This window comes from Rubritalea sp., from assembly GCF_051252225.1.
In the GTDB taxonomy this organism is placed as follows: Bacteria; Verrucomicrobiota; Verrucomicrobiia; order Verrucomicrobiales; family Akkermansiaceae; genus Rubritalea.
The window spans coordinates 143,377-157,579 of the sequence record NZ_JBPOGE010000007.1 but is presented as its reverse complement, the minus strand read 5'-3'; the positions used below and the strand labels follow the sequence as shown (position 1 = coordinate 157,579).

The following is a 14,203-nucleotide window of genomic DNA, read 5'->3' as shown; positions in this document are numbered from 1 at the left end:
AGGGAAATTTATTACAGTGAGCCTCATTGTAGCCCAGATGCGAGCTCACTCCCCCCTCAGCTCTATGAATGAGTACTAATTGTCACACTGAAGATACTGGCTTACTTAGCTGCGCGTGTTAAAAGTCACATGAAGCTTCAGTACACGGATGATAACGACACAGAATAAGGCGCGCGATATCGCAGCGATCGATTTAGGATCGAATAGTTTTCACATGGTAGTCGCCAGAGTCATTGGCTCAGAACTACAGCTAGTGAGTCGCCATAAACAACGCGTCTCTCTCGCCTCAGGACTCGATGAAGCTCACAAGCTCGATGCCGATGCGATGAAACGCGGCCTAGACTGCTTAGCCATGTTTGCCGAGCGTCTCACTGGCTTTGCGCCAGAAGATGTCTCGATTGCCGCTACCCACACGCTACGAGTTGCGACCAATGCACACCTTTTCATTCAGCGCGCGCAGAAGCTTCTCCCATTTCCAATAGAAATTATCCCCGGCGCAGAAGAGGCTCGTCTAGTCTACCTAGGAGTAGCCCACACTCAGCCAGAGTCCGACTCTAAGCTCGTGGTCGACATCGGTGGTGGTAGTACCGAACTCATCATAGGCCACGGATTTGACCCACATTTAGTCAACAGTAAGCCCATGGGCTGTGCTAATTTTACCCATACCTATTTCGCTAATGGAAAACTCTCGAAAAAGAAATTCTCGAAAGCGGTACTTGCTGCTGAGCAAAAACTAGAACCGATTGCTTCTCAGTACCGAAAAACAAGCTGGGACATTGCCTTCGGCTCATCAGGCACCATTAAATCGATCAGTGAAGTCTTAGTATGCTTAGGCTCACCAGACGCAGTGATCACCGCTAAGGGCTTAAGTAAATTAGCTGACCGGATCTGTGAGTTCGACACCATTGAAGACATCACCATAGAGGGCCTCTCTCCAGAGCGGAAACCCGTCTTTGCCGCTGGTGTTGCGATCTTACAGGCAGTGTTTAATGCATTGAGAATTGAGCATATGCGTTTCTCTGAAGGCGCCTTACGAGAAGGCCTTCTTTACCAAATGGAAGATACTTTCCATCGTACAGACATCCGCTTGCGTACCACTGAAGCCTTAGCTCAGAAGTATAATATCGACTTCGAACACGCCTCTAAAGTCAAAGAACAAGCGGGTGAGTTTTTTTATCAAGTAGCTGAAGACCTTCTGCTAAAACAACACACTGAATTATTCGAACTCTTAGAATGGAGTGCGCTGCTTCATGAAGTGGGTTTGAGTATCAACTTACAAGCAGTCCATCGTCATTCAGCCTATATTCTGCGCCACACAAATTTGGCTGGTTTCAACACCGAGCAGCAGCAAGTGATGGCCACTCTCGTGAGATTTCATCGTAAATCTCTCAAAATCCAGGAAATAGGAGACCTGACTTTATTTAAGAAAAAACACGTGCTCAACCTGGTGCGCATTCTGCGATTAGCTATCGTAGTAAATGGCCAACGCAGTGACGAAGCTCTACCACCAATGCAATTAAGTGTGAGAGAAAACACATGGACTCTGAGCAGCACAGACCCTAATTGGTTAGATGCTAATAAGCTTCTCTATGCCGATCTTTCTAGCGAGCAAGCCCATTGGCTAGCTGCTGACTGGCAACTCGAGTTCCATTAACAGGCCGGACTAGCCTGTGATGACACGTACATAGCGGAAACGGAGAAGTAAATCCCGTCCCAGCCATGTCGAATCGAATACGAGCTTACTTCCCTTTTTGCATCAGTGCAGCGAGTTGAGTCGCTTTCTCTAAGATAGCAGAAGTGTCACATCCGTGGGAATAGTAGTTCTTAAGTAACATCGCGATCATGTTTGGTGTGAGGTTATACGGTCTAGTCGAAAGAACATCGCGAAGACTTTGCTTTTCATTATCACGTAAAATGACAATCGCTTGCTCGTGGAATTCCTTAGGGATCAGCTTCTCGATCTCCTCTTGAAGTCTCTTAGGAGTAGACTTTGGAAACCCGAAAGAAGATGTAGGTGTATTTTGTTGTTCTGACATATTCTCTCGAGAGGTATCTCAACAATCCGCAGAGTCAACATTAACCACTAACTCGCAGTCTGTCCCACCCCATGGATAAACTTGCGCAATACCTGCTCCGGGCATTTGGCAAAGTTTCGCTGACCTTCCTTACGGAAAAAGGATCCAAGCTCAGCTTTAGTAACCACAAAGTCTGCGTTCTTGAAAACCTCCATCATCCCATCCTCACGAAGAGCCAGTGCAATCCTCAGCTTCTTCAAAATCTCATTTGTAGAGATACGCTCCTGAACCGCAGGAATAGCTCCATCAGGGCGTGGACCACGTTTCTCAATGATTAGACCATCCAAGAACTGGCAGAGCTCTGCATCTGAGAGCGGCTGAAAGTCAGCGTCTTCTTCACGTTTCAGCCATTTTCCTACCTGAGCGGCGCCCGACTTCCCGCCAACATGTGCGATGATTTTAGCCACCTGAGAATCGCTGTAGTTAAATGCGTATCGGAGGCGGCGCAGGATGTCGTTGTTATTCATAATTTTGGCGTACGCTGAGATTAATAAGGAGTGGATACAAGAATAAACCAACCGCCAGAACCTAGATACCCACCGTCTCAACCCGTACTCCAAATAGTAAATCAGTGAAATTTCTACTACAACCTGCGGAATGTGTAACGTTTCTTGGCTCGGCCTTGTAGCTCAATTTCATTTTTTGAGAGCGCAATGATCTTCTCAGCATATTGCTTTTTAAATTTATCGACTCCCTTCAGATGCCTCAGTTCAACAGGGAACACTTCTGAAATATCCGTATACACAACACCCTCCTTAATATGATAGGTTCCCTTTCCTGTAAGATCTTGAGAACCATACTTTGAGCCAATATCAGCATCTATAATGAAAGTTCCATCCTTCAAGTAGTTAACCGTTCCTTTCATCGTGAAGCCTTGTCTAACTAACGAGTCAAAGCACCAGCGCCCAACAACACCCTTTCGATAGAGCTCGTCTTTATCACTCCCTCCGGACTTCGCTGAAGAAAAAGAAGAAGTAATAGCGCCTAACTTTGTACCTACTCCTCCTAACTTTTCATTACCAAATTGAACATAGAGCATGCCCCCCATAACGCCTATCGACACCAACACTAGAAAGATTTTCATAACGAAAATGTCTTACTAACATCTTTTATACTCAGGCAATGATTATTTCGCATTACATAGCAACACGAAATCTCAACCTATTAAAGATGATGGCTTTATTTCCAGAGCATGGGAAAACGTTTTTGCTAGATCCCTCTATTCACTGTAAATAACCTACTTATGTACTCACTAAAGCCCAGCTCTTGGTTCTCAACATTCTACTCTCTTCTAGCCTGCTTGGCTTTCGCCAGTTCGAATACGAAAGAAAACTCTCAGTCTCTAGCAGAAGAAGTCGGCTCACTACGCGGAGCCAAAGTCGCTATCGAAGTGGGCGACCAGCAAAAGCAACTCACCTACTTTGCCAACTCACTCACCCCAGAGGACATCAAAAAACTAAAAGAGACTGCACCCAATGTGAAAATCATCTCGGGACTCTCGCAAAAAGAAGCACTCGCAAGAGCAGACGAAGCCCACGGTATTGACGGGCGCTACGCTAAGCCAGAGTTTCTGAAAAAAGCCACAAATCTCCGATGGATTCAGACCCCTACTGCAGGAGTTGACCGTTACATTTCCATACCAACCATCGTCGATAACGACGCCCTCATCCTCACTAATTGCCGAGGAGTACATGGGCCAGCTATCGCGGACCACGCCATGGCTATGCTACTTTACCAGACACGCAATTTAGCCTTCTACACAGCAAACCAGCAGAAGAAAACATGGGTTCGAGAGGGCGCACCTCATCCATCCATTTCCCTAAAAGATAAAACCATGCTCGTCGTGGGCCTCGGCGGGATCGGATCAGAAATTGCTGAGCGAGCCCATGGCTTTGGTATGCGAGTCATCGGCACCCGCCGCAGCGATTCACCTTCCGCAGACTTCATTGAAAAAGTAGGAAAACCACAAGAACTCCTCAGCCTCCTTCCTGAAGCCGACGTGGTAGCCATCGCCGTCCCACTCACAGCTGAGACCAAGCACCTCATAAACGCAGAAGCATTCGCCGCTATGAAAGACGGCTCCTACCTCATCAATATCGCCCGTGGTGCCATCGTTGACACAGACGCTCTCATTAACTCACTCAAAAACGGCAAACTCGCCGGAGCCTGCCTCGACGTCACGGATCCAGAACCACTCCCCGCGAACAATCCCCTCTGGGATGCTCCCAATGTCATTATCACCCCTCACATCGCCTGGAACGCAGCGATCACAAATGAGCGCAGATCCGCCGTCATTCTCGAAAATATCCGCCGATTCGGCGCAGGAGAACCCCTCCTCAACACCGTCGACAAAGCTGCAGGCTACTAAATATCAGTGATTAATCACGCGAAACAAAAAATTCTAACATGTTGACGATTAAAGGAAACACTAAGATATTGTTGTGATCTTTTAAGTTCCTCGCATGAAAATAACACTCATCCCCCCAGCTCTCCTTGTGAGCCTAGCAACCTTCTCCTCCGCTGCCGACATCACTTGGTCTAACGCCCAAAGCATCACTGGCAACACCAATGAGATCATCACTGGTAGGGACCTCACAATCGTGAATCACAATCGTGCAGCGAATGCTCAACTCTATAAAGGGACAACAACGGGAAGTGATATCATCGCAAGCACCTATTACACTGGAGCAGCGAATAAAACGCAATCAAACTACACGTTTACGGCTGCAGACTTTAAAACGACCTTAGCCAGTTTTGATTACGATAATCACAAGGGTAACACTATAGAAATCTATAATGACAACACCTTCACCTTCCGAGGATTGAAGGTTGGCCAAAAGTACCAAGTACAATTTTTCTACAGTGACAGCCGCGGGAAGCCCCGCACAATCACTTTCGATGACGGCGACGGACATACTGCTGCAATTGCTTCTGGCGAGTACATCACCGGCTCATTTACCGCGGACAGTGAAACTCTGACTATCACAGCAAGCGGAGTAGAGAATGAGGAGAAAACCATTGGAACCAACGTCAACCTGTCCGCTATTGCCCTCACCAGCGACGATGGAGTCACCGCAACTTCAAAGCCATCTGGTAACTCCCACTCATCTGCTCGCGCCCTCCTTAATATCGATGGCTTCACACTCATCCTCGAATAAGAGCGCGGCCCTCTAACAAGTCTCCCTTATTGGATAAGAGCACACTTCGAATTTTGCAGATTGTCACCTGTTAGGTTTTTTGCTTACTTCACGCCGTGTGCGCTAAAAAATCACCCATCAAGCTTGTCGTAATCCTTATCCTTGTAGCTTTACTCGGAGTCTTCGGATTTTCTACCTTTCAAACCTATAATAAAATAGTCGAATCTGAAAATGCTGTCGCTACTGATCTCGCCCAAATCGACACTCAACTACAGCGCCGTTTCGACCTCATCCCTAATCTTGTAAAAACAGTCAAAGGCTATGCTAAGCACGAAAAGGAAACATTTGAGAATATCACAAAGCTCCGTAGCCAGTGGGGAGAAAGCCAGCAAGCAGACGAAAAAGCTAAGCTCGCGAACAGCATTAATACGGAGCTTAATAAAATCATACTCGTTGCTGAAAATTACCCGGACCTCAAAGCGAGCGATCAATTCACCTCGCTCATCTACTCTCTCGAAGGAACCGAAAACAGAATTGCTGTTTCACGCACACGCTACAACGAGAGTATCAACAGCTATAACAATCTAGTCACCAAGCTACCTGGAGCTCTATTCGGAAAAGAGAAAAAAGAAGACTATTTCCAAGCAGCTCCTGAAGCATCAGCGGCTCCTCAAATAGACCTGTAGGCGAATCTATAGCTTATACTGACCTATGCTCTTTCTCTTTTTTCGCAGAAGCATCCTCCTCGGATTTGCTCTCTTTCTCGCATGTTGCTCAAAACAGCCTGAACAATCACAGCTCAATGAAGTTTTCCAATTCACAAAAAACTCTCAGTACTATTACAACGAAACTAGCAACAAGGGTGTAGATATCACTCTCGCGCTTGAACTTGATCGCGCAAGAGACCTTACCAATATCGACTTCAGAGTCGCTCTACTTCAGGAAATTCCGTCAAATTTCTCGGTAGAAGAATACGCCTCAAAGATGATGACATTGAACGAGATTGGCGCCCAAAACCAAGGACGCGGAGTTCTCATTTTATTCGTCGAATCACAAGGAGTTCTTAAAATAGAAGTCGCTTATGAGCTCGAAGGTCTCTTTCCTGATGGCTTTGTCGGCTCACTCCAGCAACAAGCTAAAAACTACTTCGCCGGAGACTTCTTTGGAGATTTCCTTACGACCATCGTCTACTCAATGTCGCAACGACAAAAAGGCGACAGCTATGAACAGGAGCTAGCAGTCCAAACTGAACCCGACACAACCCCAGACGCCTGGATGGGTGGCCGCTTCCTCTCAGGGGGCGCAGGAGTTACAGAAGATAATTTTTTCAAGGATAAGCTCAAAAAGAACGACGGAGTAGTCTACTTGTCGGAAACACAGCGCCTCCATTACGATAAAGACCAAGACCTGAAAGTTGTCGTCGACCGTTTCATCGGCTCACTCACTCGTGGCATCAATGACCCATTCCTACCGCTGCTCACAGAAGGGAGCCAATACATGCGGCTAGAATACCCTAAAAGCGCGAGCTTTCTCAAGAGTTTCCATAAAAACTTCAACTCTGACTACAGGGTATACCAAGAAGGAAATCTAGCTGCAGTGAGATTCGCCGATAAAGGTGCACTTCCCATTTTTTTACGTAAAGATCATGAAGGGTTCTGGCTTGTAGACGTAACAAAGTCATGGGCGCTGAACCAACAGGACTACAAGATGGAAACGATTTACCCAGCGAATATGGACCACCCTTGGATGTTTGCCTTTCCTGAACACACTATCCTTCCTCTTGTGCCTACTACTCCAGCTCCAGTTCCCTTCCCTCAAAACATTAAGGAGAGCATAGCTTCGCTAGAAGCTCAAATTATTGCCTCCCCGAATAATGCTTCTCTTTACTTCCAACTCGCGGACCTCTTTTACTACGAATGCTACTGGATTCGTGATGCTATCAAGATGGCAGAAAAGGGGCTTAAGTTAGATCCTGTGGCAGGTGGGTATACCTCACAACTTATAAAAATGAAGTATCGCTACCCTGACCTCAGCCGTCTCGACCAAATTTTTGCAGACACACATATGGCTGACCCAGGAAACTCCGCACTCTCCGGCTATTACAAATCCTATCTAAGAAGTAAAAAGAACGCTTCGCATCTCATCAAAAAAATTGAAGATACAGAAGCAAAACAGTATCTCCCCATAGCTCCATTTGTTCTAAAAGCCTCTGCAGCGCACGTGAGACGGAAGCGCATCAAACTACCTACTAACATGCGACAAATCGATGTCGATGTGGTGCTCCACTCTACTAATTGGCACCCAAGACAGAGGCCTTATACTACATTTAGTCTAAAGGACGAAAATGATGAAAACACCGCGTCAGTCTCAATTTCACAGTTAGGTAAAAATGCCACACCTACATTATTCATTAACCTTGAGGGCGATATCCAGGAATACACACGTCGACCGATCTCCCTTGAGACTATCCAGCACGCATCCTTGTCATGGGATGACTCTAATAAAATTTCCGTATCGATTAATGGAGAAAAAGTTGTCTCAGAATTTCAGTTAAGCTTTAAGCCAGCCCGCGCCAGAGCATTCAGCCGTTCTTGCCAAGCACTCTACAAGCTAGAAGCTCACTAGTCTTAGCCTTCCTCTATATTACAGCGAGGAATCCCTAGCTATGGCGAGTGGATTCTCACTAGGCTTTATTTGCTGACTTAACTCTCCGCTATCATTCGCTCGCCATTTCGCGTAGCCTCTATTCTATGGAAAATGTGAGCGAAGCTGAGATGAAACCTTCAACCGTGAAGAGGCGGAAGCTACTGCTGATCCTAACAGCAGTTTTCGTACTCTTGATTTCAGGTGGAGCCCTCGCATACTGGTACTTTAATCGGCCGATCACGCCAACCGTCCTGACTGGGGCAGAACAGATCATTCTAGACAAAAAAGTCACCGATCTAGAAGACCCATCCTACCAACCCGGCAGTAAAGATATCATCTTCACTGAGCGTGAAGTCAACGCGCTCATCCATCACAACACCACGCTCGGAGATAAGTTGAAAATCGAGTTTGCGCGAGATGCTATCCATGCTCGAGTCCGTACCGATCTCGACCCAGACCTCCCCATACTGGGAGGAAAAGAACTCAAAGCCAGAGCCCGCTTCAAGATCAGTAGCGACCAAGACACTCCCTCCCTTATCCTCGACGATGTCACACTCTGGGGAATCTCACTCCCGAATGCCTGGCTCGCCGAGCTCAAGGGACAAAATCTACTCTCTAACATTGGTCTGGAACAAAACCAGATTAGCCGTGGTATCGAAGAGCTAAAAGTGGAACACGGTGAGATTCACATCCGTCTAGCAGAATAACAGTGGCTGCCACCCCAATCGCAATCGTTGCAAAATCCACTCTCAATCAGCCTGATTCTATAAGAGGGTAACTATCCGAGAGCCGTTTCACCATCCTCCGCAGATAAGTCACTCTGCAAACTGACTGATGGTTTGCGCAGAATTATCCGATCAAACACGTTGACGATCAATGGGTAAATTTCAGAGCGTCAACAACCAACACATACGGCATGAAACTAAAACTCCTCACCTCTCTCCTGCTCGCCAGTCTCTCCTACGCTGCCGAAATCACATGGTCTCCCGCCCAGGACATCACTGGAAACACCAATGAAATTATCACCGGTAACGACCTAACAATCGTAAATCATAATCGCTACAACAAAACCTCTGTATTTTCAGGTACTACATCTGGCGGCACTATTACCAGCGCGACCTATTACACTGGTGATAAAAACACGACTACTACCAAGCCATTCACAGCAGCGACCTATAAAAAGGCCTTAGGTGGTTTCGACTTTGACTCACACGTACTCAACACCACCGCTATCTATAACGACCATACCTTCACCTTCGGGGGATTGAAGGTTGGGCAAAGGTACCAAGTGCAGTTTTTTTTCAGTGACCAACGTGAAAACATTGTAGAAAGGAAGCGCACCACCATTTTTGATGACGGTAACGGGAATACCGTATCCATTGCTTCAGGCCAGTACACCATAGGCGCATTTACTGCAGATAAAGACACGCAAAAAATTACCGGTAGCGGCATAGACAAAGCTACTGGTACTCGCACCGGCACGAATATAAACCTTTCAGCCATCGCTGCTATACCAGCCACTCAAGCCGCATTCGCTCCAGCTGTCGTAGCTCCAGCACCGTCCGGTCAGGCTTCATCAGCTAAAGCCCTCATCTCTATCGGCGGTATCTCTATTGTACTCAAGTAACGACAACGGGCACTTCATCTTCAGCAACAAAGCCTGTCTACAGCTTGTTCTACCTTACATCTCTGGCACAGATAACTCTACAAAGTAATTCGGGCTGTCAGTGGTGACTTTGATACGCACACGCATCAGTCCAGGCTTCTCATCATCTGGTGTGATCGACTCAACCACATAGTCTTCATCCAGTGTGAGTCGCAGATATTCCTCACTCAAACCTCCACGCCCACTGATGATGTAATCTACATCTGGGGTAAGCCCGTCACGAATCACCCATTCGAAGAAAAATCCATCGTCAGGCTTCTCCGTTACAAGTTCAAAGGCAAAGCCCTCAGCTGGATCCAATGGATTGGAATCAGTCCAGTATTCTAAAATTTCACTAGAGCCATCCAGATCCGTATCACCGGATGGATCAATCACAGAAGTACCGAAGTAGAAAATTGCCCACTCATCAGCAATTCCGTCACCCTGACTGTCATCATTTGGAACATCTGTCACAGCCACTGTAATAGTAGCCGATGCTGTACCTGGATTGGCGCTAAAACCATCCGTTACTTGCACAGTTAAGCTGTAGTATGCAGTCTGCTCGAAATCGACACCAGACTTAGCTAGGCTAATTACGCCTGTCTGAGAGTCGATCTCAAAGAGGCCACTTTCGTTTCCTGCAATAATGGAATACGACAGTGTTCCACGATCAGCCTGAGCTACATCTGGATCACTTGCATCGGTTGCCCCAACGAGTGTGGCTGCTGCTGAGTTTTCTGAGACTGTGAGGTATTCATCTGGCGCAGTAATGGTAGGTTTAGCATTCGCGTAATTGAGCACCCACTCAGTAATCAATGCCACACCTGCTGGATCTACAATATTAGAGCCCACAGGCGGCATACGAGCATAGCCATTAGTAGCCGAAGCTCTGCTCAAGATAATAGAATTCTCAGGATCGCCTGGAATAATTAAGCGGTCATCATGGTCCACAACCTGTGCACCAATCGCTTCGCCGTGGAGGAGGTTCATTTGCTCCACACTGAAATCTGCTTGCCCACTCCAAGAGTCAGGCACAGCTCCGTTCCCCTCGAAATGGCAATAAGAACAGTTCACCGCGAGATAGGAACGCACACGCTCCTGAATGTTGATAGAGTCATCAGATGGATGGTGATGCACTGGTAAAGCTGATGGCTCCACACCCACAGAACTAAGGTAACCCGCATTCTCTAACAAGGTGAGAAAGTTTCCGCCCCCCCCCTCGAGGGTCCCTTCATAGTTAAGCTGACGTGAACTGAAACCGAGAACTGCATTATTACCCGTGTGGTGACATTGATAACACTCACTCCGCGACGGAATCCTCCAAGACTGTGTCCGTGTACTCGCATTTTCGACAATCGGTAATACCACATTAGCTCCGTCTTCACCTACTAAAGTTGCCTCAGTTCCTTCATCATTCCACTGGTAGCTCATACCATAGAAGCTAGTCTCAGTTTTCACCAAAAATCGGGTTTCGATACGCTTAATATTAGTACCCGGATTATCCAGATTCAGATCCATATCAAAATGTTTCATCCAGACGGCTCCAGCTGGAAAGTCCCAGAAACCATCCTGAGAATAGGTCATCGGTCCGACAGCATCTACCATGTTAAAATAGCGACTCTTGATCGCGTTATCTGACCAAAAAGTAAGATTCACATCGTAAGGGAGCATTTCCGAAGCCAGCTTGAAATTAGCTGTATTCTCAAATGCACCAGTCTCAGTTAGTGTCGAAGGTAACTGGCTATCGAAGTCCCCATTGGTGAACACCAGCTTTCGAATAATCTTAGTGTTAGAATCTGCTAGGAGCATTTCACCAGTCGTAGGGTTGGGAAGCATCGCGGTAATTCCGGTTTGTGTACCTATCTTCTCAACAGTCGCGTCATACGCGCCAAAAGCGAACACTCCTCCAAGTGTCGTCTCCGAAATATTCACATCGTCCAAAGCATAGTAACCATTTTCTTGCAGCACTGGATCCACCATCTGAAAGTCACTGTGGTCGTCTCTATGCACAGCCCAGATGTCTCCACGGTTGTAGTCACACATAATATATGCCCCTGTAAGGCTCGGGATATCTGTTGATTGATAGAATTCACCACCAATAATCGACTTATTATTAGAACCACTACCACTATCAGTCACATAGTACTCAACCACCGGCTGCACGTACTGCACTCCATTGGGTGCAGGCACCGCAAACGTCGTCTGGAGCCACTCTACATCGTCTGTTCCAGAGTAAAATGCCCAACCGGCATTCCCACCTTTAGGCATGATCATGTAGCGCTCTTTTAACGAGCCCATCACATCAGCCACCCAGAGGTCTGAAGTTCCTGGCACAAAACCGATTTTCCATGGGTTACGGAAACCAATGGCAAACATCTCGGTGCGAACTTTTGTTGGGGCCGTGACCTTATTAAAGGCGGAACTCACTCCTGTACCGTCCGCAGCCACTGTGTCCAAAAAGGGATTATCAGCAGGAATAGAATAATACGCTAAGCCATTGGCATCTGTTGGAATCGTCCAATTCCCATTCGCATCATTACTTACGAGGTTTTGTGGTTCGTAGTTCCCTGCCTTCTTGTCCACATCAATCCGTAGAATCGAGGACCAAAAACCCTCATCGATTGTTTGGGTCAAACGCTCAGCAGGACGGCTCTGATGGCTCACCTGTTTCCCATCCCCGATGGGAACATAAAGATAATCATCAGGCCCGAACATCAAACGGTTCCAGCCATGGGAGCGGTGGAAAGTCTCCTGAATCAAGACCTGCTCGGTCTCATTGTCCACCAGACTAATGTTTGATGGGTCTGCCACCGTAAAGCGCGAGAGCCTGGTCCAGTTATTTTGACTTGGATAAGTCACATAAAAATAGCCGTTATTCTTAAAATCAGGGTGAAATGCCACTCCGCCCATTCCATTAAGATACTGGTCCGTATTCACTGATTCCCTGTTGAGGACTTCTACCTTAGTCGGCTCCTCCGCAGTGACATCCGGAATCATCCAGATCACACCACGCGTCTCGACGACAAAGAGTTTCTCAGGGTGACCCGGAAGTGGCTCCAGTGCAGCAATCTCGGTAAATGTTAGACCAGGGAAAGCATTTGGCAGACTATAAGCCGTAGTCGGAGTCGTAAGAGGGAAATTGAGACCTCCATCAGAATTCGTATGATCCACTGCTTCTAACTCCAAGCCCGCGATCGTTACATGCTTCCCATTAGCGTTACTCGCACGGACCACATTGATCACCAAATTACCACTTCCGTCAGTCGAGAGGTCAGTCAGAGTCACATAGCCATCAGAGCTAGCATTGGTCACAGCACTCTCATCATCGGCCTGCCAGATCGCATTGAAATTAGCGTTGTTATTATAAAAACCACCCGTGAGGTTATAAACTAGAGAGTCATCTAAACCTGAGAAGGTAAACACGAAGTGTCCACGGTCCCCTGAACCATCGATCAGAGCATCCCCATCAATCATGCGTAAAGCCGCATTGTCATTGGCGATCAAACAGTCTGTATACAAACTCGTATCATCTAACTCAGTATTACCGCCGGTACCGTTAGAAAGTGTGAAAGAGGCCTTCCCCGACTTGTTAGTCACACTGAAACTCACATCACTCAGCTCATTTCCAGCGCTGTCAATAAGAGTAGCACCTGAATCGCCGAAGCTTTCAGTCGCTCCGTTCTCGATCGAAGTGTCGGAATAATGGTTGAAATGGCTCCCATCGACAGGGGCAATCGCACCAAAATCAATACCCACACTTCTACCAGCGAGAAGCTTTCCCTCTACCACCGAGTCAAAAGTCAGTCCACCCAGACAAGGTCCGAAATTACCATTAATGCGCTGAGTTCCTGAAATGGTGTAAGTGCCAGCTGAGTCTACATCAAAGAAAACCCACCCAGTATTTGTTCCACCCGGATTCGCTTCCAATGGCGAGGTACTATGGTCACCTACCGTTACAGTTAAACTTCCATCGGACAGACTAAGAGAAGTCGTATCCCAGCGCCCATCGCCATTACTTTCAATACCTGCTAGAACACCCACACGAACCACTTCACCTTCAGCGAGGGTATCGATGTTAAAACTCATGATCTCGTGGACGGTGCCAGCCAGATCAGCACCGAGTCTAGCGACTGCCACACCACCGCGATTGTTAGAATCATCCAGCGTCAGCGGATTGTCGATTTCCCCATAACCACCAAACTCATCCGCCACATGGGAAAAGTCCGCGCCCCAGGTATGACTACTCACATAACTAGGCAAGCTCTCTACACGCTGGGAATAGGCCAATCCAGACTTTTGCACTCCATCAAAATTGCCGTAAAAAATAAAACCATCCGTACCTAACTGAGCATCGTCACCGATATCATTGTCACCCATCGACATCCAGTCCCCACCCGTTTCTGTGTAAGCACTCGAACCCCCATGAATCCTAATCTCTGCCTCACACAGGTTAAAAAAGAGCAGGGTGCTCAGCAAAAATAATTGAGAAGATCGGATGGCTGTCATGGAACTAGGTTTGATGTGCGTCATTCTCAACCGAATGATTCATCTCAATCCACATTCATAGAATGTGGGGGGACAGCATTTGAGGATAAATCAAGTGCGCGTTTAAGCGCTATATAGATTGGATGACTACAGACGGAATTTCTATTCTAACAGAGACTTCAAACAAGGAGCAAAAACCGCCAATATCCACATCC

At 47.1% G+C, this 14,203-nt stretch carries 11 protein-coding genes; 7 read left to right on the top strand and 4 right to left on the bottom strand.

Translation table 11 applies throughout. The annotated features are described in order from the left end of the window. Nucleotides 1-148: 148 nt before the first annotated feature. The gene (gene ppx, locus ACSHX2_RS08990) at nt 149-1,654 is read left to right on the top strand and encodes an exopolyphosphatase (protein ID WP_435692599.1); all 1,506 of its coding nucleotides are present in this window, start codon (nt 149-151) and stop codon (nt 1,652-1,654) included. A gap of 85 nt (nt 1,655-1,739) precedes the next feature. Here ppx and ACSHX2_RS08985 read toward each other — a convergent pair whose 3' ends face one another. From ACSHX2_RS08985 to ACSHX2_RS08975, 3 genes are all read right to left on the bottom strand, one after another. Beyond that, the gene (locus tag ACSHX2_RS08985) at nt 1,740-2,036 is read right to left on the bottom strand and encodes a hypothetical protein (RefSeq protein WP_435692598.1); all 297 of its coding nucleotides are present in this window, start codon (nt 2,034-2,036) and stop codon (nt 1,740-1,742) included. A 47-nt stretch (nt 2,037-2,083) separates the two neighbouring features. Next, a complete protein-coding gene (locus ACSHX2_RS08980) occupies nt 2,084-2,542 on the bottom strand; it encodes a DUF1456 family protein (RefSeq protein ID WP_435692597.1) in 459 nt (152 codons plus the stop codon). A 116-nt stretch (nt 2,543-2,658) separates the two neighbouring features. Beyond that, the gene (locus tag ACSHX2_RS08975; protein WP_435692596.1) at nt 2,659-3,159 is read right to left on the bottom strand and encodes a hypothetical protein; all 501 of its coding nucleotides are present in this window, start codon (nt 3,157-3,159) and stop codon (nt 2,659-2,661) included. 159 nt (nt 3,160-3,318) lie between these two features. Between ACSHX2_RS08975 and ACSHX2_RS08970 the strand changes: the two genes are divergently transcribed. From ACSHX2_RS08970 to ACSHX2_RS08945, 6 genes are all read left to right on the top strand, one after another. Continuing rightward, nucleotides 3,319-4,443, top strand: a complete 1,125-nt coding sequence (locus ACSHX2_RS08970; protein ID WP_435692595.1) for a D-2-hydroxyacid dehydrogenase — start codon at nt 3,319-3,321, stop codon at nt 4,441-4,443. Between the two features lie 94 nt (nt 4,444-4,537). Continuing rightward, nucleotides 4,538-5,233 (top strand): hypothetical protein, encoded by a 696-nt coding sequence (locus ACSHX2_RS08965; RefSeq protein WP_435692594.1) that lies wholly within the window; start codon nt 4,538-4,540, stop codon nt 5,231-5,233. Nucleotides 5,234-5,328: 95 nt separating this feature from the next. After that, entirely contained in the window at nt 5,329-5,898 is a 570-nt protein-coding gene (locus tag ACSHX2_RS08960) for a LemA family protein (RefSeq protein ID WP_435692593.1), read from the top strand. 25 nt (nt 5,899-5,923) lie between these two features. Then, nucleotides 5,924-7,837 (top strand): TPM domain-containing protein, encoded by a 1,914-nt coding sequence (locus ACSHX2_RS08955; protein WP_435692592.1) that lies wholly within the window; start codon nt 5,924-5,926, stop codon nt 7,835-7,837. A 149-nt stretch (nt 7,838-7,986) separates the two neighbouring features. Beyond that, entirely contained in the window at nt 7,987-8,565 is a 579-nt protein-coding gene (locus ACSHX2_RS08950; protein ID WP_435692591.1) for a hypothetical protein, read from the top strand. 209 nt (nt 8,566-8,774) lie between these two features. After that, the gene (locus ACSHX2_RS08945) at nt 8,775-9,485 is read left to right on the top strand and encodes a hypothetical protein (protein ID WP_435692590.1); all 711 of its coding nucleotides are present in this window, start codon (nt 8,775-8,777) and stop codon (nt 9,483-9,485) included. A gap of 54 nt (nt 9,486-9,539) precedes the next feature. Here ACSHX2_RS08945 and ACSHX2_RS08940 read toward each other — a convergent pair whose 3' ends face one another. Next, nucleotides 9,540-14,009 (bottom strand): cadherin domain-containing protein, encoded by a 4,470-nt coding sequence (locus ACSHX2_RS08940; RefSeq protein WP_435692589.1) that lies wholly within the window; start codon nt 14,007-14,009, stop codon nt 9,540-9,542. Nucleotides 14,010-14,203 lie beyond the last annotated feature (194 nt).